The 22,980-nt window shown below is 69.6% G+C and carries 22 protein-coding genes and 1 tRNA gene; 14 read left to right on the top strand and 9 right to left on the bottom strand.

Annotated elements, in window-relative coordinates; genetic code table 11:
* Positions 1-37 precede the first annotated feature (37 nt).
* The 3 genes from pyk to FS769_RS11075 all read left to right on the top strand — a co-directional run bounded on the left by pyk (position 38) and on the right by FS769_RS11075 (position 2,320).
* Positions 38-1,483 (top strand): pyruvate kinase, encoded by a 1,446-nt coding sequence (gene pyk, locus FS769_RS11085; RefSeq protein WP_144833395.1) that lies wholly within the window; start codon positions 38-40, stop codon positions 1,481-1,483.
* A gap of 74 nt (positions 1,484-1,557) precedes the next feature.
* Positions 1,558-1,638, top strand: a tRNA-Leu gene (locus FS769_RS11080).
* A 61-nt stretch (positions 1,639-1,699) separates the two neighbouring features.
* The gene (locus FS769_RS11075; RefSeq protein WP_144833393.1) at positions 1,700-2,320 is read left to right on the top strand and encodes an ANTAR domain-containing response regulator; all 621 of its coding nucleotides are present in this window, start codon (positions 1,700-1,702) and stop codon (positions 2,318-2,320) included.
* Between the two features lie 203 nt (positions 2,321-2,523).
* Here the strand turns inward: FS769_RS11075 and FS769_RS11070 are convergent, their stop codons facing one another.
* Entirely contained in the window at positions 2,524-2,955 is a 432-nt protein-coding gene (locus tag FS769_RS11070) for a hotdog fold thioesterase (protein ID WP_144833391.1), read from the bottom strand.
* Positions 2,956-3,014: 59 nt separating this feature from the next.
* Here FS769_RS11070 and polA point away from each other — a divergent pair, with 59 nt between their 5' ends.
* From polA to FS769_RS11045, 5 genes are all read left to right on the top strand, one after another.
* Positions 3,015-5,651, top strand: coding sequence for a DNA polymerase I (polA, locus tag FS769_RS11065; RefSeq protein WP_144833389.1), 2,637 nt, complete (start codon positions 3,015-3,017; stop codon positions 5,649-5,651).
* A 213-nt stretch (positions 5,652-5,864) separates the two neighbouring features.
* Positions 5,865-7,541 (top strand): DUF885 domain-containing protein, encoded by a 1,677-nt coding sequence (locus tag FS769_RS11060; RefSeq protein ID WP_144833387.1) that lies wholly within the window; start codon positions 5,865-5,867, stop codon positions 7,539-7,541.
* A gap of 98 nt (positions 7,542-7,639) precedes the next feature.
* Entirely contained in the window at positions 7,640-8,716 is a 1,077-nt protein-coding gene (locus FS769_RS11055; protein ID WP_144833384.1) for an LLM class flavin-dependent oxidoreductase, read from the top strand.
* Positions 8,713-10,047, top strand: coding sequence for an MFS transporter (locus FS769_RS11050; RefSeq protein WP_144833382.1), 1,335 nt, complete (start codon positions 8,713-8,715; stop codon positions 10,045-10,047). The genes FS769_RS11055 and FS769_RS11050 overlap by 4 nt, the downstream gene beginning before the upstream one ends.
* Before the next feature lie 108 nt (positions 10,048-10,155).
* Entirely contained in the window at positions 10,156-10,920 is a 765-nt protein-coding gene (locus FS769_RS11045; RefSeq protein ID WP_186325521.1) for an SGNH/GDSL hydrolase family protein, read from the top strand.
* A 4-nt stretch (positions 10,921-10,924) separates the two neighbouring features.
* Here FS769_RS11045 and FS769_RS11040 read toward each other — a convergent pair whose 3' ends face one another.
* Positions 10,925-11,947 (bottom strand): hypothetical protein, encoded by a 1,023-nt coding sequence (locus tag FS769_RS11040; protein ID WP_144833380.1) that lies wholly within the window; start codon positions 11,945-11,947, stop codon positions 10,925-10,927.
* Between the two features lie 119 nt (positions 11,948-12,066).
* Between FS769_RS11040 and FS769_RS11035 the strand changes: the two genes are divergently transcribed.
* Positions 12,067-12,879: an SDR family oxidoreductase gene (locus FS769_RS11035; RefSeq protein ID WP_144833378.1), complete on the top strand. Its 813-nt coding sequence runs from the start codon at positions 12,067-12,069 to the stop codon at positions 12,877-12,879.
* A 79-nt stretch (positions 12,880-12,958) separates the two neighbouring features.
* Here the strand turns inward: FS769_RS11035 and FS769_RS11030 are convergent, their stop codons facing one another.
* The 3 genes from FS769_RS11030 to FS769_RS11025 form a co-directional block, all read right to left on the bottom strand.
* Complete coding sequence (locus FS769_RS11030) at positions 12,959-13,504, bottom strand: hypothetical protein (RefSeq protein WP_144833376.1); 546 nt, start codon at positions 13,502-13,504, stop codon at positions 12,959-12,961.
* Positions 13,505-13,542: 38 nt separating this feature from the next.
* Positions 13,543-13,713 (bottom strand): hypothetical protein, encoded by a 171-nt coding sequence (locus FS769_RS16860; protein WP_186325520.1) that lies wholly within the window; start codon positions 13,711-13,713, stop codon positions 13,543-13,545.
* A gap of 109 nt (positions 13,714-13,822) precedes the next feature.
* Entirely contained in the window at positions 13,823-14,821 is a 999-nt protein-coding gene (locus tag FS769_RS11025) for an alpha/beta fold hydrolase (RefSeq protein ID WP_144833374.1), read from the bottom strand.
* Positions 14,822-14,887: 66 nt separating this feature from the next.
* Between FS769_RS11025 and FS769_RS11020 the strand changes: the two genes are divergently transcribed.
* The 4 genes from FS769_RS11020 (at position 14,888) to FS769_RS11005 (ending at position 18,036) form a co-directional block, all read left to right on the top strand.
* The gene (locus tag FS769_RS11020; protein WP_144833372.1) at positions 14,888-15,637 is read left to right on the top strand and encodes a class I SAM-dependent methyltransferase; all 750 of its coding nucleotides are present in this window, start codon (positions 14,888-14,890) and stop codon (positions 15,635-15,637) included.
* A 105-nt stretch (positions 15,638-15,742) separates the two neighbouring features.
* A complete protein-coding gene (locus FS769_RS11015; RefSeq protein ID WP_260979748.1) occupies positions 15,743-16,588 on the top strand; it encodes a GIY-YIG nuclease family protein in 846 nt (281 codons plus the stop codon).
* A gap of 123 nt (positions 16,589-16,711) precedes the next feature.
* Positions 16,712-17,275: a hypothetical protein gene (locus FS769_RS11010; RefSeq protein WP_144833371.1), complete on the top strand. Its 564-nt coding sequence runs from the start codon at positions 16,712-16,714 to the stop codon at positions 17,273-17,275.
* Positions 17,276-17,421: 146 nt separating this feature from the next.
* Entirely contained in the window at positions 17,422-18,036 is a 615-nt protein-coding gene (locus tag FS769_RS11005) for a sigma-70 family RNA polymerase sigma factor (RefSeq protein WP_144833369.1), read from the top strand.
* Between the two features lie 71 nt (positions 18,037-18,107).
* On the opposite strand, the gene FS769_RS11000 is transcribed toward FS769_RS11005, so the two are convergent.
* On the bottom strand, positions 18,108-19,427 hold the full coding sequence (locus FS769_RS11000) for an MFS transporter (protein WP_144833367.1): 1,320 nt from the start codon (positions 19,425-19,427) through the stop codon (positions 18,108-18,110).
* Between the two features lie 10 nt (positions 19,428-19,437).
* A complete protein-coding gene (locus tag FS769_RS10995) occupies positions 19,438-20,118 on the bottom strand; it encodes a methyltransferase domain-containing protein (RefSeq protein WP_144833365.1) in 681 nt (226 codons plus the stop codon).
* A 38-nt stretch (positions 20,119-20,156) separates the two neighbouring features.
* Between FS769_RS10995 and FS769_RS10990 the strand changes: the two genes are divergently transcribed.
* Positions 20,157-21,617, top strand: a complete 1,461-nt coding sequence (locus tag FS769_RS10990; RefSeq protein ID WP_144833363.1) for an NAD(P)/FAD-dependent oxidoreductase — start codon at positions 20,157-20,159, stop codon at positions 21,615-21,617.
* A gap of 10 nt (positions 21,618-21,627) precedes the next feature.
* Here the strand turns inward: FS769_RS10990 and FS769_RS10985 are convergent, their stop codons facing one another.
* Together FS769_RS10985 and FS769_RS10980 are read right to left on the bottom strand one after the other, a co-directional pair.
* Positions 21,628-22,254, bottom strand: a complete 627-nt coding sequence (locus FS769_RS10985; protein WP_144833361.1) for a CDP-alcohol phosphatidyltransferase family protein — start codon at positions 22,252-22,254, stop codon at positions 21,628-21,630.
* Positions 22,247-22,876: a TVP38/TMEM64 family protein gene (locus FS769_RS10980; RefSeq protein ID WP_230704924.1), complete on the bottom strand. Its 630-nt coding sequence runs from the start codon at positions 22,874-22,876 to the stop codon at positions 22,247-22,249. Before FS769_RS10980 ends, FS769_RS10985 begins: the two co-directional genes overlap by 8 nt.
* Positions 22,877-22,980: the final 104 nt, after the last annotated feature.

The raw sequence follows: 22,980 nt of genomic DNA, 5'->3' as shown, positions 1-22,980 counted from the left end.
GCCACTTCCCGAAAATCCTCACGGAGCTTGTAAACGGATGAGACGCGCCAAGATCGTCGCAACACTCGGGCCCGCCACGTCGTCGTATGAGATGGTTCGCGCCATCATCGACGCCGGGGTGGACGTCGCCCGCCTCAACTTGAGCCACGGAGATTACTCCGTGCACGACGCCAACTTCGCCAATGTGCGCAAGGCCGCGGAGGACGCCGGTCGCCCGGTCGCCGCCCTCGTCGACCTGCAGGGTCCGAAGATCCGCCTCGGCAAGTTCGAGAACGGTCCCCACGACCTGCTGCCCGGCGACATCTTCAAGATCACCGTCGAAGACATCCTCGGCACAAAAGAGATCGTCGGCACGACCTTCAAGGGTCTGCCCCAGGACGTCCGCCCCGGCGACTTCCTGCTGATCGATGACGGAAAGGTGCGCGTCGAGGTCGTCGAGACCGACGGCACCGTCGTCACCACCCGCGTCGTCGTGGGCGGTCCGGTCTCGAACAACAAGGGCATCAACCTGCCCGGCGTCGCCGTCAACGTCCCTGCCCTGAGCGAGAAGGACGAAGCCGACCTCCGCTGGGGTCTGAACGCCGGTGCCGACCTCATCGCGCTGTCGTTCGTGCGCGACGCGAAGGACATCGAGCGCGTGCACGAGATCATGGCCGAAGAGGGACGCTACGTGCCCGTCATCGCCAAGATCGAGAAGCCGCAGGCGGTCGACAACCTCGAAGAGATCATCGACGCCTTCGACGGCATCATGGTCGCCCGCGGCGACCTCGGCGTCGAGCTGCCGCTCGAGGCCGTGCCGATCGTGCAGAAGCGCGCGGTCGAGCTCGCCCGTCGCATGGCCAAGCCCGTCATCGTGGCGACGCAGATGCTCGAGTCGATGATCAACAGCCCGGTGCCCACGCGCGCCGAGACCAGCGACGTCGCCAACGCCGTGCTCGATGGCGCGGATGCCGTGATGCTCTCGGGCGAGACCAGCGTCGGCGACTACCCGGTCGTCGTCGTCGAGACGATGGCCCGCATCGTCGAGTCGACCGAGGAGCACGGCCTGGAGCGCATCGCGCCCCTGACCAACAAGCCCCGCACGCAGGGTGGCGCCATCACCCTCGCCGCCGTCGAGGTCGCCGACTTCGTCGAGGCCAAGTACCTCTGCGTCTTCACCGAGTCGGGCGACTCGGCCCGTCGCATGTCGCGCCTGCGTTCGACGATCCCCATGATCGCGTTCACGCCCGAGCCCGGCATCCGCCGCCGCCTGGCGCTGACGTGGGGCGTGCGCTCGACCCTGGTCGAGCACGTGTCGCACACCGACAAGATGTTCCTGCAGGTCGACGACTACCTGCTCTCGCACGACCTGGCCAAGGTCGGCGACAAGGTGGTCGTGATCTCGGGTTCCCCTCCCGGAATCGCGGGCTCGACCAACGACCTGCGCGTGCACCGCGTGGGCGACGCCGTGCACGGTGCGGCTCCCGGTTACCAGGAGGTCTGACCCTCCGACGACGCGCGCCGGTTCTCCGGCGCGCGTCGTCGCGTTCCCCCCGGTAAGTTGGGAACGCAACACCTGCCGGTGTGGCGGAATGGCAGACGCGGAGCACTCAAAATGCTTTGTCGCAAGACGTGTGGGTTCGAGTCCCACCACCGGCACGCTTTCCCACATCCCGGTCGAGACCGGGGTTGTCCGCATTCGTCGTTCTAGGATGGTCCCGTGACTGATCAAGAAGCCGCTCCGGCTACCGCCCCGACCGCACCCCGCCGCGTCGTCGTCGCGGAAGACGAGTCGCTCATCCGCCTCGACATCGTCGAGATCCTCCGCGACAACGGCTACGACGTCGTGGGCGAAGCGGGCGACGGCGAGACCGCCGTCCAGCTGGCCACCGAACTGCGCCCCGACCTCGTCATCATGGACGTCAAGATGCCGCAGCTCGACGGCATCAGCGCCGCCGAGAAGCTCAGCAAGAACCACATCGCCCCCGTGGTGCTGCTCACCGCGTTCAGCCAGAAAGAGCTGGTCGAGCGCGCGAGCGAGGCCGGCGCCCTGGCCTACGTGGTCAAGCCCTTCACGCCCAACGACCTGCTGCCGGCGATCGAGATCGCGCTGGCCCGCTACGAGCAGATCATCACGCTCGAGGCCGAGGTCGCCGACATGGTCGAGCGCTTCGAGACCCGCAAGCTCGTCGACCGGGCCAAGGGCCTGCTCAACGAGAAGATGGGCCTGAGCGAGCCCGAGGCCTTCCGCTGGATCCAGAAGGCGTCGATGGACCGCCGCCTCACCATGCAGGACGTCGCCAAGGCGATCATCGAGCAGCTGGCCCCCAAGAAGGCCTGACGCTCTCTGACACGGAATGGATGCCACTTCGGTGGCATCCATTCGTCGTTTCGCCCCGGTGATCCGCGGCACCAGGTGGCTGAGCCTGTCGAAGCCACCGGTCACGCGCGGGCCCTCGCGACACAGGTGGCTGAGCCCGTCGAAGCCACCGGACACTCGCAAAACCCCGACCCTTCGACAGTCTCAGGGCCCTCCACCCGCCATCAGCGCGCGGGGGCGTCCTTGATGAGGTTCGTGATGCGGATCGTCGAGCATCGGCGGCCCTGCTCGTCGGACACCGCGATCTCGTGCACGGTGAGCGAGCGGCCGAGGTGGATCGGGGTGCAGACGCCCGTGACGATGCCCGAGGTGGCCGAGCGGGTGTGCGTGGCGTTGATGTCGATGCCGACCGCCAGACGCCCCGAACCGGCGAAGAGGTTCGCCGCCATCGAGCCGAGCGATTCGCCGAGCACCACGTATGCCCCGCCGTGCAGCAGGCCGACGGGCTGGGTGTTGCCCTTGACGGGCATGGTGGCGACGCAGCGGTCGACGGTGAACTCGACCCATTCGATGCCCATCTTCTCGGCGAGGGCGCCCATTCCGCGCTGCTTCGCCCAGTCGAGGCCGGCGGACGTGTCAGGGGTCGTGGAGGTCATCATCGCCTTCGATCGGGCCGGGCCGGGGGAGTGTCCGTGGTTCTCGTTACGCTGGAGGGGTGACGGATGCCGAAAAGCCTACTCTCCTCGTCGTCGACGGCCACTCGCTGGCCTATCGGGCGTTCTACGCGTTGCCGGTCGACAACTTCTCGACGAAGGACGGCCAGCACACCAACGGCATCTACGGGTTCCTGTCGATGTTCGTGAACCTCGTGAAGGCCGAGAAGCCCACTCATCTCGCCGTGGCGTTCGACACGTCGCGGCAGTCGTTCCGCACGCGCGAGTACGCCGAGTACAAGGCGAACCGCAGCGAGTCGCCCGCGGAGTTCAAGGGGCAGATCCCGCTGCTGCAGGACTGCCTGCGCGCGATGGGCGTTCCGGTGCTGACCAAGGAGGATTTCGAGGCCGACGACATCCTCGCGACCCTCGCCACCCAGGGCGAGGAGCAGGGCTTCACGGTGCTGATCTGCTCGGGTGATCGCGACACGATCCAGCTCGTGACCGACGACGTCACGCTGCTGTACCCCAATGTGCAGGGCGTCTCGCAGCTCAAGCGCTACGACACCGAGGCCGTCATCGAGAAGTACGGCCTGCCGCCCGCGCAGTACCCCGAGATCGCCGCCCTCGTCGGCGAGACGAGCGACAACCTGCCGGGCGTGCCCAAGGTCGGCGAGAAGACCGCCGTGAAGTGGCTGACCCAGTGGGGCTCACTCGATGCCCTGCTCGAGAACGCCGACAAGATCACCGGCGTGGTGGGCAACAACCTGCGCGAGCACATCGACGGCGTGCGCCGCAACCGCTCGCTCAACCGTCTGCTGCGCGACGTCGAGCTCCCCGTCGGCCCCGGCGAGCTGAAGATGCACCCGCTCGACGCCCAGGCCGTCCGCGACATCTTCGCTCGCCTCGAATTCCGCACGCTGTTGCCGCGCGTGTTCGACGCGCTCGGCGGCGACGCGGGCATCGTCGAAGAGCAGCGTCCCACCGCGACCGCTCCGACGCCCGCGCAGCTCGATGCCGCTGCCCTCGCGGAGTGGGCCGCGGCGGCCACCGGCGAGGTCGGGGTCACCGTGACGCTGGCCGACGGCGCGCCCACCGCGATCGGACTCGCCTCGGCCGACGCCGCGGTCGAGGCCGAGTGGACGCCGGCGGTGCGCGACGCGCTGGCCGAGTGGCTGGCATCCGACGCCCCCAAGGTCTTCGCCGACGCGAAGCCCCAGATCAAGGCGCTCGCCCGCGACGGCGTGACGGTGGCCGGCGTGGCGTTCGACGTGATCCTCGCCGGGTGGCTCGTGCGCCCGAGCTTCCCCGACAAGACGCTCGGCGACCTCGTGGAGCGCATGCTCGACGAGAAGCTGCCGGTCGCCGACCCCACGCAGTTGGTTCCCGAGACCGAGGGCGCGACCCCCAGCCAGCTGTCGTGGTTCACGCGCCGCGTCGCCGAGGCGCAGCGCGCCGACATGCCCGAGACGGTCGCGAGCGTGCTCGACGACATCGAACTGCCCACGCTCACCGCCCTCGCCGACATGGAGCTCGCCGGTGTCGCGGTCTCGCACGAGAAGCTCTCGAGCTTCTCGACCGAGCTCGGCGCCCGCGCCGATGCGCTCGCGCGCGACGCCTACGCCGCGATCGGTCACGAGGTCAACCTCGGTTCTCCGAAGCAGCTGCAGGAGGTGCTGTTCGACGAGCTGCAGCTGCCGAAGACCCGCAAGACCAAGAGCGGATACACGACGGATGCCGCGGCCCTCGCCGACCTGCAAGAGAGCGCGCCGCATCCCTTCCTCGACCTGCTGCTGCGCCACCGCGAGGCGACGAAGCTGAAGCAGATCATCGATGCGCTCGATACGGCCACCGGTGCCGACGGGCGCATTCACACCACCTATGTGCAGACCGGCAGCCAGACCGGGCGCCTGTCGAGCACCGACCCGAACCTGCAGAACATCCCGATCCGCACCGAAGAGAGCCGTCGCATCCGCGCGGCGTTCGTCGTGGGCGAGGGCTACGAGACGCTCCTCACCGCCGACTACTCGCAGATCGAGATGCGCATCATGGCGCACCTGTCGGGTGACCCCGGGCTCATCGAGGCCTTCAACTCGGGCGAAGACCTGCACCGCTTCGTCGGCGCGCGCGTCTTCGGCGTCGAGCCGGCCGAGGTCACCCCGGCCATGCGCACCAAGGTCAAGGCGATGTCGTACGGCCTGGTCTACGGCCTGTCGGCGTTCGGCCTGTCGAAGCAGCTGCGCATCGAGCAGTCCGAGGCCAAGAAGCTCATGCTCGAGTACTTCGCCCGCTTCGGCGCCGTGCGCGACTACCTGCGCGGGTCCGTCGAGCAAGCTCGCCAAGACGGCTACACCGAGACGATCTTCGGTCGACGCCGGCCGTTCCCCGACCTCACGAGCATGAACCGCGTGCTGCGCGAGAACGCCGAGCGCGCCGCGCTCAACGCCCCCATCCAGGGCAGCGCCGCCGACATCATGAAGGTTGCGCTGTTCCACATCCAGCGCGATCTCGCCGACGCCGACCTGCGCTCGCGCGTGCTGCTGCAGATCCACGACGAACTCGTGGTCGAAGTCGCGGCGGGGGAGTGGGACGACGTCGAGAAGATCGTGCGCGCGCGCATGGCCGACGCCGCCGACCTGTCGGTTCCGCTCGACGTGCAGATCGGCCGCGGCGGCGATTGGGACGAGGCCGGGCACTAGCACCCGCGGTTGCCGCGCCCCGCCGCTGAGCCCGGGGCGCGGCATCCGGAACCACCGGCGACGCGGGGCCGCGCTGCGCGTGGTCGCACCGGGGCGCCGCATCCGGAACGGTCCACCGCGACGTGGCCGACACGTGCGGGTGGGGCGAGCGCTGGCATCCGGAACCGCCCGAGGGGGCGTGCGCGCGCGGCGCGCCTTGCCTAGGCTCGGAAGATGACTGACGCACAACGCACCCCCACGCCGATCGACACGATCGCGGACGCGTGGGTCGACACCCTGGCGGAGAAGGACCCGACGCTCGCGACCTACATCGGCCGCTTCGAGCACAACGGTCGCTTCGGCGACTACAGCCCCGCGGGCGCGGAAGCCCTCGTGTCGGAGGCGCGCTCGACGAAGTCCGCGCTCGAGGCGGCGGAGGCGACCGACGCGATCGACACGGTCACCAAGATGGACCTCGTGCGTGAGCTCGACCTCATGATCGAGCAGCACGAGGCCAAGACCCACCTGCGCGACCTGAACGTCATCGCCTCGCCCGCGCAAGACATCCGCTCGACCTTCGACCTCATGCCCACCGCGACGGTCGACGACTGGTCGACGATCTCCGACCGCATGAAGGCGCTGCCGGCGGCCATCGACGGCTACGTCGCGACGCTGCGTCAGGGCATCGCCGAGGGCGTCGTCCCGGCGCGCCGCCAGGTGAGCGAGGTCGTGACCCAGATCGCTCGCTACACCTCCGACACGGGCTTCTTCGCCGAGTTCGTCGGAGACGCCGCCCCCGAGGAGGGGCAGCTTCCGGCGTCGCTCGCGCGCGACCTCGCCGCGAACTCCAACGCGGCGCGGGTGGCCTACGACAGCCTCGCATCGTTCCTGTCGAAGGAGCTCGCGCCGGCCGCGGGAGAGGTCGACGCCGTCGGTCGCGAGGTGTACGCCCTGCAGTCGCGTCACTTCCTCGGCGCGGAGGTCGACCTCGACGAGACGTACGAGTGGGGTGTCGAAGAGCTCGCGCGCATGGTCGCCGAGCAGGAGGCCATCGCGAACGAGATCCTGCCGGGCTCCACGGTTGAAGAGGCGGTGGCGTTCCTCGAGAAGGACGAGTCGCGCAAGCTCCGCGGCACCAAGGCCCTGCGGGAGTGGATGCAGCGCACGAGCGACAAGGCCGTCGAAGAGCTCGGCCGCACGCACTTCGACATCGCCGAGCCGATCCGCCACCTCGAGTGCATGATCGCCCCGACCAACGAAGGCGGCATCTACTACACCGGCCCCACCGACGACTTCTCGCGCCCGGGTCGCATGTGGTGGTCGGTGCCCGAGGGCGTCGACACGTTCGACACCTGGCGCGAGCTGACGACGGTCTACCACGAGGGCGTTCCGGGCCACCACCTGCAAATCGCCCAGGCCGTGCACAACCGCGCCGCGCTCAACTCGTGGCGCCGCCTGCTCGCCGGCACGAGCGGCCACGCCGAGGGCTGGGCACTCTACGCCGAGCGCCTCATGGAGCAGCTCGGCTACCTCGACGACCCGGCCGACCGCCTGGGCATGCTCGACGGCCAGCGCATGCGCGCTGCGCGCGTCGTGCTCGACATCGGCGTGCACCTGCAGAAGCCCCGCCTCGACGGCACCGGCACCTGGGACCACGACTACGCGCTCGCGTTCATGCTGAAGAACGTCAACATGAGCGAGGAGTTCGTGCGCTTCGAGGTCAACCGCTACCTCGGCTGGCCCGGACAGGCGCCGTCGTACAAGGTCGGCCAGCGCATCTGGGAGCAGGTGCGCGACGAGGAGCAGGAGCGCCACGGCGCCGACTTCTCGATGAAGCAGTTCCACACGCGCGCGCTCGACATCGGCGGCGTGGGGCTCGACACGCTGCGCGCGGCTCTGGCCTCCGCTTGATCTCCTCGAGGGGCGTCACCACGGTGGCGCCCCTCGCCGGTTTCGGGGAATACCCGGCGCCCGCGTAAAGTTCATTCATCCGAATGCAAGGAGACCTCATGGACGTTCGCCCCCTCGAGCTCGGCCTCGACACCTTCGGAGACATCTCGCGCGGCCCCGACGGGTCGCTGCAATCCGACGCGCAGACCATCCGCAACGTCGTGGAACAGGCGGTGCTGGCCGACCAGGTCGGGCTGTCGTTCTTCGGCGTGGGGGAGCACCACCGCAAGGACTTCGCGGTCACGAGCCCCGAAATGGTGCTGGCCGCCGCGGCCGCCCGCACCGAGAACATCCACCTCGGCAGCGCCGTGACGGTGCTCTCGAGCGACGACCCGGTGCGCGTGTACGAGCGCTTCGCGACGCTGGACGCCGTCTCGAACGGCCGGGCCGAGGTCATCCTCGGGCGCGGCTCGTTCATCGAGTCGTTCCCGCTGTTCGGCTACGACCTCGCCGACTACGAGCAGCTCTTCGAAGAGAAGCTCGAGCTGTTCTCGCTGCTGCGCGACGAGAAGCCCGTCACCTGGTCGGGTCGCACGCGCGCTTCGCTGCAGGATGCCGATGTGTACCCCAAGACCGAGAACGGGCTCAAGGCGTGGGTCGGCGTCGGCGGTTCTCCCGAGTCGGTGGTGCGCACGGCGCGCTACGGCTACGGACTCGTCCTCGCGATCATCGGCGGATCGGCCGCGCGCTTCCGGCCCTACGCCGACCTGTACCGCCGCTCGCTCGACGAGCTCGGCAAGCCGCAGATGCCCATCTCGGTGCACTCGCCCGGCCACGTCGCCGAGACCGACCAGCAGGCCTGGGAAGAGGCGTTCGAGGGCGTCGCCGAGCTCAACAACACGATCGGCCGCGAGCGCGGCTGGCCCGAGTACAACCGCATGCGCTTCCAGCACGACGTCGGGCCCGAGGGGTCGATGTACATCGGATCGCCCGAGACGGTCGCCACCAAGATCGCCGCGACCGTGCGGGCGCTCGGCAACTCGCGCTTCCAGCTGAAGTTCGCCAGCGGCTCCATCTCGCACGACAAGCTGATGTCGAGCATCGAGTTGTACGGTACGAAGGTGCTGCCCCTCGTCCACGACATGCTCGCCGACACACCGACTCAGACGCCCGCCAGCGCCTTCGGCATCCGGTGAGCACGACCACCGACACCATCCGGGTGTCCGAACGCCTCGATGCACTGCCGTTCACGCGGCGGCACGGGCGGATCCTGGGTGGGTCGGGACTGGGCTGGGCCCTCGACGCCATGGACGTCGGGCTCATCTCGTTCGTCATCGCCGCGCTGAGCGTGCAGTGGCGGCTCGCACCGACCGAGGCGTCGTGGATCGCCTCGGCCGGCTTCGCGGGCATGGCGATCGGCGCGAGCCTCGGCGGACTGCTCGCCGATCGGTTCGGTCGGCGTCACGTCTTCGCGCTGACCCTGCTCGTCTACGGCGTCGCGACCGGGGCAAGCGCTCTGGTGGGCGGTCTCGCCGCCCTACTCGTGCTGCGCTTCGTCGTGGGCCTCGGCCTGGGCGCCGAGCTGCCTGTCGCCTCGACCTACGTGAGCGAGTTCGCGCCCGCCCGCATGCGGGGTCGCCTCATCGTCTTCCTCGAGGCGTTCTGGGCGGTGGGCTGGACCGCCGCCGCCCTCATCGGCTATCTCGTCGTGCCGTCGTCGGCCGACGGCTGGCGCTGGGCGTTCGCGCTCGGCGCGATCCCCGCGGTCTACGCCCTCGTCGTTCGCTGGGGCCTGCCCGAATCCCCGCGATGGCTGGCGTCGCGCGGACGCAACACCGAAGCCGTCGCGATCGTGCGCGACCTCGAGGCCGCCGCCGGGCGCGTGTCGCTCGAGCCCTCGACGGAGGGGGTCACGGCATCCGCCCCCGCTCCGCGCCCGCGGGTGAGCGCCCTGTGGGCCCCGGCGCTGCGGATGCGCACGGCGAGCCTGTGGGTGCTGTGGTTCTGCGTGAACTTCTCGTACTACGGCGCGTTCATCTGGATTCCGACGATCCTCGTGAGCCAGGGCTACGACCTCGTCCGTTCGTTCGGCTTCACGCTGATCATCACACTCGCGCAGCTCCCCGGCTACGCCGTCGCCGCGTGGCTCATCGAGGCGTGGGGGCGCCGCCCGACGCTCGCGGTGTTCCTTGCCGGGTCGGCGGTGTCGGCGGTGTTCTTCGGCACGGCATCCGGAGAAGTCGCCGTGATCGCCGCCGGCATGGCGCTGTCGTTCTTCAACCTCGGCGCGTGGGGCGCGCTGTATGCCGCGACGCCCGAGACGTATCCGACGTCGCTGCGGGCGACCGGCTCGGGATGGGCCGCAGGAGTGGGGCGCATCGCGTCGATCCTCGCGCCGTTGGCCGTGCCGCCGCTGCTGAGTTTCGGGGGAGCACCCCTGCTCTTCGTCGTGTTCGCCGGCTTCTTCGCCGTCGCCGTGGTGGCGGCGCTGTTCCTGCGCGAGCAGCGCGGGCGCGCTCTGGCGTAGGTCGCGCGTCCAGATCTGGGCGGCGCTGTTCCTGCGCGGGCGCGCGCTGGCGAAGGTCGCGTCCCCGCACGGAGCGGCACCCGGCCCGCTCCGGTTTAGGCTCGAGCCATGGCATCCGTGCGCTACGTCGCGATCGGCGATTCGTTCACCGAAGGAGTCGGCGACGAACTGCCCGACGGCACCGTGCGAGGGTGGGCCGACCTGGCTGCGCAGGGGTGGGCGGATGCCACGGGCGAGCCGATCCAGTACGCGAATCTGGCGATCCGCGGCAAGCTCGTGAAACCCATCGTCGACCAGCAGCTCGAACCGGCGCTGGCGTTGAAGCCCACGCACCTGTCGTTCAACGGGGGCGGCAACGACATGCTGCGCCCGCGCACCGGCATCGAGCGCATCGTCGACGTGTTCGATCACGTCGTGCGCCGCTGCGACGAAGAGGGCGTGCAGCTCATCGTGCTCTCGGGCGCGAACCCCTCGGCGGGCCTGCCGCTCGGGCGGGTCGTGCAGGCGCGCGGCGACCGCCTGTCGCACGCCGTCGAAGATCGACTCGCCTCGCGCCCCGACGTCATCACGGCCTACAACTGGTTCGACCGCGAGCTCGCCGGCGGGGCGTTCTGGTCGGTCGATCGGCTGCACATGAACGCGCGCGGGCACCACCGCGTCGCGGCGCGCGTGATCTCATCGGTCGGTCTCACCCCGCCGACCGACTGGTGGCACCTGCGCGAGATCCCCGAGATCGAGCGGCTGAAGGGCACCGCCTACTACCGCGAGCACGTGGCTCCGTGGGTGCGGCGGCGGTTGAGCGGCACCTCGTCGGGAGACGGTCGCGAGCCGAAGTTCGGCGGCGGGTGGGTCGAGCTCGCGCCGGGCGGCTGAGCCCTCAGGGCGTGCGGCACTCCGCCGTCAGCGAGAAGTGCAGCATCCCGTCGATCGTCGAGCGATCGCGGGCCGAGAGACTCACCGTGCCGTTGTACCGCAGGTCTTCCTGCATCGCGCGGTCGGCGGAGTAGCCCTCGGCGCTCCATGCGTCGAGGATCGCGGCGTAGGAGGAGGCGTTGTCGTCGGTGCGGATGGCGAGGTCGTACGCGGTGGTCCCGTCGCAGGCGAGGTCGGATGCCGCGGGCGCGGTCACCGCACCTCCTGCGGCATCCGTCACCGGCGCGCCCGCGGCCTCGAGGGTCAGCTGCACCATGCGGGCGAGTTCGACCCGCGCGTCCGTCGCCGGGGAGGGGGCGGGGCCCTCAGCCGGTTCGACGGCGGCACGCGGCGGCGGGGGAGTGTCTTCCTCGGCGGCCAACCCGCCTGTGAGACCGCAGTCCGTGTCGGTCACGAGCCGCGGAAGGACGAACGACGGCGCCGAGGCGACGCTGAGTCGTTCCGTCGCGCTCTGGAAGGTGTTCCAGACACGGAGGGTGTAACCGTCGGTGACCGCGATGTACGACCCTTGGTCGAAGGGCATGTGACCGTCGTCCACCTCGGTGCGACCGACCGACGTCCCGATCGGGCCGTCGAGCCGACGAACGCTGCCGGAGGCCCCGAAAAGGAACGCGCGCTCGGTCACGACGTACCCGGTCTCGCATCCGTTGGCGACGATCGGGGTCACCGGTTCGTCCGTCAGAGAGAAAGCGAGGCCTCCCAGCACCGTCGCCACGAGTGCGATGGCGCGAAGTGGGCCCAGGAGCATCCACCACCACCTCCGCGCGGGCACGGCGAACACGATCACCGCGAGCGACACGATGGCTGCCCCGATGCTGCCGGTAACGATGACCTCGCCGGTCCACGGACCGATCACGACCTCACGCGCGCCCGCGCTGTCGAGCGAAATCGGCCAGACGACGGCGACCAGCGCGATGAGCAGCAGGTAGGACACGCTCGCCGCGACCACCGTCCGACGCCGCACCATAGGCGCACGCTGAGCGGAGACCGGCGTCCCTTCGTCATCCCCCACGCGATCACTCTGGCAGCGCTCGCTGGGCGAACCCCGCACACCGCGCCCATGGGTTCGAGGAGCAGACTGAGCACATGACTCTCGCGATCGTCACCGGAACCACCAGCGGCATCGGCCTGCACACGGCCATCCAGCTCGCGCAGCAGGGGGTGACGGTGATCGCCACGGTGCGCGACACCGCGCGCGCCGATGCCCTGCGCTCCGCGGCATCCGACGCCGGTGTCGAGCTCGACATCCGGGCCCTGGATGTGACGGATGCCGCGGCGGCTCGGGCCCTGGTCGAGGCGGTGGGTCCCGTCGACATCCTCGTCAACAACGCCGGTCGCGGCGCCGTGGGCACGCTCGAACAGATGAGCGACGACGACCTGCAGGAGCAGCTCGAGACGAACTACCTCTCGGTCGCACGCCTGACCCGCCTCGTCCTCCCCGGGATGCGCGAGCGGGGGAGCGGACGCATCGTGACCGTGACGAGCGTCGGGGGAGCCGTGGGCCAGCCGTTCGCCGACGCCTACTGCGGCGCGAAGTTCGCCGTCGAGGGGCTCATGCAGTCCCTCGCCCCGGTCGTGGCGCCGTTCGGCATCGACGTGTCGATCGTCGAGCCCGCCGCCGTCGCCTCGTCGTTCACCGACTCGGTGCACCGCGCACCCGCCGGCCCGTACGCGGAGCAGCAGCAGGCGTACCTCGACCGCGCGGCGACCTCGTTCGCGTCGGCGCAGTCGGCGGAAGACGCCGCGAAGACGGTCGTGGAGGCCGCGACGACCTCGGCTCCGCGGTTCCGTTGGCAGACCTCCGAGGCCGCGGTGCGCTTCGCGGGGCTCTCGCTCGCCGATCTCGACGGCTCGCGCGTGCTCGGTGTGACGGCGGGCTGGGTGCGTCCGGGGGAGTGACGAGCTGCACGCCGGAGCCCACCGACCGGCGTGAGCGCGCGCGCAGAGGGTGGCTCGTCGACGTCGAGGCGACGGGCCGCTAAGACGGCCTCACCGCCGGCTCCCACGAGCACACGGCATCCACCAACTCCGTTACCGTCGACCCACTGTCGAGTCTCAGGACGGGCTTGTCGACCGTCGACAGCCACAGATCATGCCGGGCGCGACTGCGGCCGTCGAACCCGGGATCGTCGTAGCCCGCAGCCCAGGCCCTGAACTCGTGCCAGGCGTCGTCGTCGTGGGGAAGGCCCCCGCGTCGACCGACCTCACGGGCTTCGAGCCGGCGGAGCCTCTCCGTGGGATCGAGCGCGATGAAGACGATCGCGTCGCACTCCGCGACGACCGACTCTCCCCACCCGAGCATCGAGCCCGACAGCACCCACGCGGGCCGCCCCACGAAGATCCGGCGCATCAGCGCCACCCGCTCCGCCTCGCCTCTCTTCCGCGTGAACGGGGGAGTGGTGGGCACCCAGAAGTAGTCGTCGGCGTCCACGTGCGGCACCGCCCAACGTGAGGCCAGCGCATGGCCCAACGTGGTCGTTCCACTGCCGCTGCCACCCAGGATGTGGACGCGAGAAGGCTGCATCTGGTCAGTTCACCTCGCCCGAAGGTGCAGGTCGCTGTTCAGGCACGACCGGTGATCCGGGCGAACCACGCCTTGACCCGGCGCGTCTGACGGTCGGTGTAGTCGTTCGACAAGCGCATCGCCTCGTCGGTGATGTCGGCGCCCGCGTGGATGTTCGCCAGGGCGCGCAGCGCGCGTTCCTCCTGCGTCGCATCGTCGTCGTCGGGCATGCGGCCAGCCTAACCATGCGGGTCCGACCGTGGCTCGGGGTGCCGATGCGCGAGAACGGGACGGAATGGTGGGGAGCCGGCATCCGGATGCCGGGAAGCCCTGCTCACGTCAGTCCGGGACGATTCCGGATGCCGAGTCCGTTGCGCGCTCGTGGAGTGCCCGGACGGCGGTGACGAACGACTCGGGCGCCTCCTGAGGAACGTCGTGTCCGACGTCGACGCGCTGGTACCCCACCAGATCAGGGAAGTGTTCTCGATGCACGCGTTCCGGCAGGGGGGCGTCGAGCGGATCGGCGGTCGCATCGATCACCACCGTCGGGACGATGATCGGCGGTTGACGCGCGATCAGTGTTTCGCTGGCTTCGTGCGCCGGATCGCCGATCGCCAGACCGTAACGATGTCGGTAGGAGTGCACCACGGTCGCCACGAAGTCGGAATTGTCGAACGAGGGTCGGGTGCGCTCGAATGCCCCATCGGGCGCGGCCCAGGTCGGGGACCATTCACGCCACAGCTGTCGAGTGAGCTCGGAGCGGTACAGGTCGAGACCGCGGCGGCCTCTTTCACTGTGGAAGTACCACTGATACCAGTTGCGACTCTCCTCATCGGGCGGGGAAGGAGTCGTCGCCATCGCGGCGATGTCGTGCACGTTGTACCCTCCGACCGTCACGAGGCCCCCGATCATCTCGGGCCACAGCATCGAGGCGACGCACGATGCTCGTCCGCCCCAGTCGAAGCCGCCCACGATGGGCCGTTCGAGTCTCAAACCGACGATGAGGTCGCGGAGGTCGGAGGCGAATGCCGCCTGTTGTCCGGATCTGTGGATCAAGGGGGACAGGTACCGAGTCGATCCGTAGCCCCTCATGAACGGCAGGACGACGTGCGCGCCCGCCGACGCGAGTTGCGCGGCGACCTCGTCGTAACACCGCGGGTCGTAGGGGAAGCCGTGGGTGAGGACCACAGGCCATCCCTCCCGCGAGCCGTAGCGCTCGTAGGCGATCTCGACCTGGGAACCCTCGACGAACTCGATGTCACGCACACGCCCATCCTGCTCGCGCGAACGAGTGCCGGGGAAGGGGTTCGCGGGTGCGCCGGCTTCGTCGTCGGGCATGCGCCCCGCCTAACGATGCTGTTGCGATCCGTGCGATCGCGACCGGGGGCTGTCAGAGTGACCCCCATGTCCCCGGCATCAGGAGCGACGGCGCAGCCTGCGGATCACTACGACGCGTTCGCCGAGGCGTATGCGCGTGCGAACGAGAACGGCCTGTTCAACCGGTGGTACGCGCGGCCGGCCGTGCTCGACCTGCTCGGCGACGTGAGCGGACGACGCATCCTCGACGCCGGATGCGGCTCCGGACCATTGCTGGCCGACTTGGGGGAGAGGGGCGCCGAGGTCGTCGGCTTCGACGCGAGTGCGCAGATGATCCGGCTCGCCCGCGATCGTCTGGGTGCCGACGCCGACCTGCGGGTCGCCGATCTCACCGAGCCCCTCCCGTACGAGAGCAGCACCTTCGACGATGCCCTGGCCGTGCTGGTGCTGCACTACCTCGAGGACTGGGCGGGGCCGCTGGCCGAGTTGCGCCGAGTGCTGAAGCCCGGCGGTCGCCTGATCGTGGTGGTCAATCACCCGGTGATCCCCCCGGTGATGTACCCCGAGATCGACTACTTCTCGACCGTCCCGAACGACGAGGAGTACGACTTCGACGGCGTCTCGGCGACATTGACGATCTGGTACCGACCGCTGAGCGCGATGCCCGCGGCGTTCAGTGCGGCGGGATTCCGGATCACCGCGATCGACGAGCCCGGAGTCTCACCGGACACACCGGTCGATCTGTTGCCGCCGAAGGCCGTCGAGACTCGGCGCTTCCTCGCTTTCCTGTTTTTCACGCTCGAAGCGGACGGAAGCAGTGACGGGATGCCGCTGTGAACATCCACCACGAGGACGGAAATGCCCTTGACCGAGCCGCCCGGGAAGAACCGCGGGCTTCACGGATTCGCGACGCAATGCCCGGCAGAGAAGCTACCGTCTGTGATGCCGGTCGAATTCGCGGGGAATGCTGAACGAATGCCTTTGACGTTAGGTCCGCTGTTGCTCGACGCCGGCATCGACGAGACACGAGCGCTCGTCATCCGTCATGCTTTCGTCACGGAGCCCGAAGAAAGCGGCCTGACCGGTCTGCACGCTGATTCCACTCACGCCGAGATCCTCGCCTATACCGCGACGCAGTCGTCGGATCCGCGAAGATTTCCGACGGTGCCGCCGCCCCTTTGGATCGTCTTCCTCCGGGAGGGCGGTGATCAGGCGCGACTGTGGGGGGTCGTCGAAAACCGTGGGGAGATCTCCCGCAATGAGGCCGTGCGGACATTCGACATCGTCGAGACCGACCACATGGACGAACTCCGGGGCCGCCTCGTCCTCGGCTGGCGGTCGCCGCGAACCTGGCGGATGAACGCGACGACGGCGAGCACCTACCCCGTCGCCGGCATCGCCGACGCGGAACCCATCCCGTTTCCCGGCTTCGATCGACTCATCCTCAACCACGCACAGCTGAAGGCGGTGATGCATGAACCGCGGTACGCGTCGTGGCGCACGGCCTTGTCCTCCGTGCTCGGCATCTACCTCATCACGCACACCCGTGACGGTCGCCACTACATCGGCAAGGCGGACGGCGAGGAGAGCATCCGACAGCGATGGCACGCGTACGCGACGAACGGACACGGGGGCAACATCGAGCTCAAGCGGCTGGACCCGTCCAGCTTCCGCTTCTCCCTCCTGCGAGTGTTCGATCCCGCGACTCCCACCCGGGAGATCAATGCGGCCGAAAGCCATTTCAAAAACGCACTCGACTCGGTGCGGTATGGCTTGAATCGCAACTGAGCGCGGCACACGCGTTCGCACGCCTGAACGGGGGAGTGTCCGCCAAGCGGGGGCGCACCCCATCGCGATCGAGATGACACCGGGCTCAGCGCATCACGCCGAAAGCGGTGGGAGACTCACGGGATGACTACTTCGCCCGGCAATGACCGTCGCCTGCGAATAGCGACGGGCGTCTTCGAATTCATCGAATCCGAGGTGCGCCCATTCCTCAGGTCGGGAGGGCGTTTGTGGTCGAAGGGGTCTGCCGGCTATCCGAGTCGGCTACGGCAGATGCTCAGCGGATTGGACGACGGATATCGGGTCACCTTCGCCACGAGCGACGCCCTGCGACTTCCCGTCAGCGAGCGAGTCGTCGAGCACGTGATTCCGATCAAGCGGATCGTGATCGAGATCGTCGACCCCTATCAAGCGGATCCTCGTTCGAACAGCCACCGGGGGCCGATTGCCGACGGGCCGGCGACGTCACCGGAGCATCTGCTGCGCATCCTCGACACTCTGACGCAGAAGTGCTGGGTGACGAAGGACGAGCACGATCTACTGAACCGCGCGGGTGCCAGCTTTCAGTGGGACGCACCCGAGGGGGACGGATGGGCACGCTACCGCCGGGCCCGAGTCGCGCCGGTCCCGCTCGCAGGGGAGGCGACCACACCTTTCGGAACCGACGGCCACCGGAACAAACTGACATAATGTGCATTATCGGCGCACCTAAAACGACGGCGACCGACCGCTGCAGTCGGCTCCGACCCAGGTGAACCAGACTTCATTCAGATGCATACTCCAACGGCGCAAGCAAGTGCTGATTCACCGCTGAGATTATCTGTCAGCATCACCTCATGGCCGCTCGCGCTCCGCACACCGACGACGTCGATGATCACGCCGTCGACACCCTGAGCGCTCTGGCGGCCGCCGTCGCAGAGGGCGATCGCGCAGCGTTCGCCCAGCTGTACGACCTCACCTCCGCCCGGGTGTTCGGAGTGGTGCTCCGGGTGGTCGTGAATCGCGCTCTGGCCGAAGAGGTGCTCCAAGAGGTGTACGTCTACGTCTGGCAGAACGCGTCGAGATTCGTCGCCTCGAAGGGCAGCCTGCAGGCGTGGATCAGCACGATCGCGTATCGCCGAGCCGTCGACTGCGTGAGGGCGACGCAGGCGTCTCACGACCGGGACCGGCACGTGGGATCGAGAGCTCTCGTCTGGGACGCCGACGTGGCCTCGGATGCCGTCGACCACTACCTCGAACGCGCGCACCTTCACGCCGCTCTGGCTCAGCTCTCCCCCGATCAGCGGCTCTGTGTGGAGCTGGCCTACACCGCCGGCCTCACGCAGTCGCAGATCGCGGCCCGCCTCGGCCAGCCCCTGGGGACGGTGAAATCCCGCACGCGAACCGCCCTGAGAGAGCTGCGTCGCATCCTTCACGGACACGCCGGCCTGGGCGTGGGGGCGGTGGCATGACACCGGCGGTCGGCATCATCCCAGGCTGATCTCGACGACGCGTCGGCTCGACCAGCCCGCGGCTCACCATCTCAGCCGGGTATGGCTCGCTCTCGTCGACGCAGCGCCGCCTCGGTCACCGACATGCCGACGACGGAGAGCAGGGCGACACCGGCGAGGCCGATGGTGAGCAGCGCGAGCCCGTCGAAGAGCAGCCACTCGGCGAAAACTCCCCCGAGCACGTTGCCGAGAAGGTAGCCCGCTCCCACGACGACCGAGTACGCGCCCATGATGAGACCACGATCGTCGCGATGATCCGCCGAGATCTCACTGAGATGGATGAGGGCGGCGGGCGTGAATCCGGCCTCGAGGAACACGCCCACCGCGACCATCGGAAGGACGACCACGAGGGACGCTCCGTGATTGGCGAGGAGCAATCCGAAGGATGCCAGCATGGCTCCGGCCACCGTGACGAACAACACGGGAAGCGTCGGGAACCGGCCGATGAAGAAGGCCCAGAACACGATGCAGGCGCTGAAGAACAGCACGTAGACGCCCAAGACGGCGGATAGTCCCGCCTCATCGCCGCGGAACGCCCCGGGGAACAGCTGGTCGTCGACGGTGACGTCTCCGGCGAGGACGAACGTGATCTGCGAGGTGACCCACGTTCCGAGGATCGCGTTCACGGCGATCCATGCCGGAAGGAACGCGAGGAGCCGAGGCTGGGCCAGGACCCCCACCCGTTCGCGGAGCGAGACGCGCGAGGCGGGTTGCGTGAGCGCGGCCGCGGGACGAACACGAGCGAAGACGAGAATGGCGGTCGCGACGTACACGACGGCCAGGGCGACGAACGTCCAGAGACCGAGCGCGCCGTAGAGCAACGGGCCCGCCACGGCTCCGAGGGCGATTCCGCCCGACGAGGACAATTCGTAGAGGCTCGTCAGCCGCCCGCGACGCCGCCGGTCGCCGTCGGTGGCGTCAGCCAGAAGCCCGAGTGTCGCGGGGGCCGAAATCGCGGCGCCCGCGCCGTCGAGCAGTCGCGAGCTGCCGACGATCACCACGACCAACGCGAGCGGGGGAACCGCCGCCAGCACCGAGGCTCCGGGGGTCAACAGGACGCCGCCGGCCGCGAGGAGCGGGGCTGCGATGAGGAAGACCCGGCGCCCGCGCCGATCGCTCGCCGATCCGGCGACCGGCGCGAGCACGAGCTCCGCCAGAAAGCTGACGGCCGACAGAATTCCCAGCAGCAGTGCCCCCACCGACGTGCCCTGCCGCGAGAGATCGACGAAGTACGACCCCAGCGCGAGCGCCCCGGCGGCCGAGGCGGTCCGCAGAAGGAGCTGGGCCACGATGACGGCACCGGAGCCCGACGCCGCGACCCGAGGCCCCGACGAAGACGACGGCGGGTTCATGACGGGCCCCTCACGCCGAATCCGCGCCGAGGGTGACCCGGTCGGCGAGGTCGGCGGCCACGGCCACCAGATGACCGCCCTTGCGCTCGGCCCTGCCGATTTCGCGCGGGTCGGCCGCGTCGCGTTCGAGCAGATGCCACGGGTGCGCGTCGATGTCGGCACCCCCGGTCGCGCAGGCGAGAAGAGCGAGGGGTTCGAGCAGTCGCCACCGGCCCCGCGGTCGCTGCATGTCGACGATGCCGGCGCGTCCGCCCGGCCGCACGGCGGCGCACGCGCGACGCCACGCCTCATCTCGATGCGGGATCACGCTGAGCGCATAGGTGGAGAACACGGCATCCGCTCCCCGTCCGCCGGTCGCGGCGAGGATCTCGCGGGGGTCGACGGTGGCGGCGTCGGCTGCCAGGAGCGTCACGACCGCGTCCCACCCCGCGGCGGAGACACGACGGCGCGCGACGGCCAGCATGTCGGCGCTGCGATCGATGCCGATCACGCGACCCGTCGGCCCGACGGCGGCCACGAGACCGGCGAAGTTCAGACCCGTGCCGCATCCGAGGTCGATCACGACGTCTCCGGGGTGAAGGTCCAGAAGGCGGATGCCGGCCTCACGGCCCGCCCCGTACACCCATCGCTCCCCCGACAGCACGTCGTACCATCGAGCGCCCACGCCGTAGCGACGCAGTGGTGTCGTCATCGCCCCACCCCCTCTCTCCCCCACCCTAGGCTTCGAGCATGACCTCTTCGCCCCCTCGACGTGCCCGTCCGCTGACCTCGGCGGAGGCGGGCCGCGTCGAGTGGGATCTCGTCGTCGTGGGCGCGGGCAGCGCCGGTCTGGTGGGAGCCCGCACCGCGGCGGCGCTCGGGGCGCGGGTGCTGCTGATCGAGGCATCCGGCTTCGGCGGGGAGTGCCTCTACACGGGCTGCGTGCCCTCCAAGGCGCTCATCGCGGCCGCCGACGCGGCGCACGATGCGCGAGCGGCCGCGCGACTGGGCGTGCACGCGGGCGAGGTGCGTGTCGACTTCCCCGCGGTAATGGCGCACGTGAAGCAGGCGATCGCCGAGATCGAACCCGTCGACTCCCCCGAGACGCTTGCGGAGACGGGCGTGCACACTCTGCGCGGCCGCGCTCGGTTCGACGGACATCGGTCGGTGGTGGTCGAGGGTGTCGGCATCCGCTTCCGAGACGCGCTCATCGCCACCGGCAGTTCTCCGATGGTTCCGCCGGGGATCGACGACCTGCTCACCAACGAGACGTTGTGGGATCTCACGGAGCTCCCCGAGACGTTGATGGTCATCGGTGCGGGCGCCGTCGGATGCGAGATCGCCCAGGCGATGGCGCGTCTGGGGAGCCGGGTGACCCTCGTCCACCGGGGGGAGCGCGTGCTGCCGAAGGAGGATCCCGCGGCGAGTGCTCTCGTGATGGCCGCTCTCCGGGCCGACGGTGTCGAGGTGCGCGTCGGCACGACCGTCGAGACGGCCGAGCACACGGGCGGACGGACGCTCGCCCGTCTCAGCGACGGCACCACCGTGATCGCCGACCGCGTGCTGGCCGCGCTCGGACGCCGCGTCGACACCACCGGATTGGGCCTGGATGCCGCGGGCGTCGAGGTCGACGACTCGGGAGCGATCCGGGTCGATCGCACTCTCGCCACGAGCAACCCGCGCATCCGCGCCGCCGGTGACGCCACTCCCCTGCCGCGCTTCACCCACACGGCGGGGATGTTCGCCAGCGTCGCCGCGACAAATGCCGTGCTCGGCTTGACGCGACGCATCCGTCTCGACGATGTCCCGCGCGTCACGTTCACCTCCCCCGAGGTCGCCGCGGTGGGAGTGTCGACCGCAGTCGGCGAAAGCGCGGGGCTGCGCGTGGTCGAGACCGGGCACGACGACCTCGACCGAGCGATCGCCGAGAACCTCACAGCCGGCTTCACCCGTCTCGCCGTCGACCGGAAGGGACGCGTGGTCGGCGCCACGATCGTGGGACCGAGGGCCGGCGAATCGCTGGGCGAGCTGTCGACGGCGGTGTCGCTCGGCCTCACGGTGCGCGCACTCGCAGGCGTCATGCACGCCTACCCGACCTACTCCGACGCGGGCTGGAACGCGGCCGTTCGCGATGCGCAGAGCGCCTTGCGCCACGGGGCGGTGGCCGCGGTGATCCGACTGCTCCGTCGCGTACGGCGGCGGCGCACCTGATCGGCGATCGTCACCGCAGCAGGCGGTAGCCGGTCACGACGCGTTGCGCGGCGCTGATCCCGACGAACAGGCTCCACACCAAGGCGATCTGCCACGCCCAGAACGGCAGGATGAGCCAGAGGGAGTGCACGATGATCGTCTCGGTGCCTTCCGCGATGCGTCCGAGGAACGACAGGGATCGGCCATCGTCCAGCTGACGACCGGTGCGTTCGGCGATCGACGAGAACGCCAGGAAGGCGGTGCCGTTGACGTAGTACGCGACCAGCACGAGCAGGAACGGCCACCACGGCGCCCCGTACGCCGCCGTCGCCCCCCACGCGACGCCGAAGACGCCCACTCCGTAGGCGATGAAGTCGGCGGCGATGTCGAGGAATCCCCCGGCGTGGCTCTCACTCCCCCGGCCTCGGGCGCGGCGCCGGCGCGCGAGGGTGCCGTCGAGCCCGTCCGCGACGCGAGAGAGCAGCCACAGCACAACCGCCGCCCCCCACCACTGCGCCGCTGCGGCCCCCGCTGAGATGAGGGCGAGGACGAGCCCCGCGACCGTCAGCCGATCGGGCGTGATGCCCGGACGATCGAGGGCCGCCGCTGCGGCCTCCAACGGAGCGGAGAGCGCGGCGCGCATGGTGCGGTCAAGCATCGGGCGCTCCGGCGCTGCGGCGACGCCGAACGACGGCCCCCACGACGAGTCCTCCCGCCAGCAACACGCCGACGGCGGCCAGCGCGACCCAGAACTCGGGACCGAGCTCCCAACCGAACGCACCGAGGGCGACGTACGCGGCGGATCCCGGAAGAATGCCCACCGCGGTGCCGATCGCGTAGTCGCGCCGACGAACCGAGGTCAGGCCCGCGCCGTAGTTGATGAGGGTGAACGGAATGACCGGAATGAGCCGTGCACTCAAGACGGCGACGAGTCCGCGTCGGCCGATCGCGGCGTCGAGGCGGGCCACCCGCGCACCCGTGAAACGTTCTACGGCCTCGCGGCCCAGCGCTCGCCCGATCAGGAACGACGCCGCGGCCCCCAGCAACGCGCCCACGTAGACCATCGCGAAGGCGACGGGGAAGCCCCAGACCAGTCCGGCCGCGATTCCCAGAACGTTCTTCGGGGCCGGACTGAGCGTCAACGCGGCGTAGAGCACGGTGAAGAGCACCGCGCCCGCCCACCCGGCCTGGCTCGACCAGGCGCGGATCTCCCCGACGTCGTGCGGCATGAAGACGAACCCAACCGTTGCGACGACGGCGACGAACACGAAGAGAAGCACCAACCGGAGGACGGGTCGGCGCTTCGCCCCGCGCGCCGGCACGTCTGTTCCGCTCGGTTGCATCGATCACCCTCCGCTACCCCATACCCTAAAGCCGCACGCGA

Origin of the sequence: Microbacterium sp. BH-3-3-3, assembly GCF_007679045.1 — a bacterium.
Taxonomy (GTDB): Bacteria; Actinomycetota; Actinomycetes; order Actinomycetales; family Microbacteriaceae; genus Microbacterium; species Microbacterium algihabitans.
This window is presented reverse-complemented; position numbering and strand designations above follow the sequence as displayed.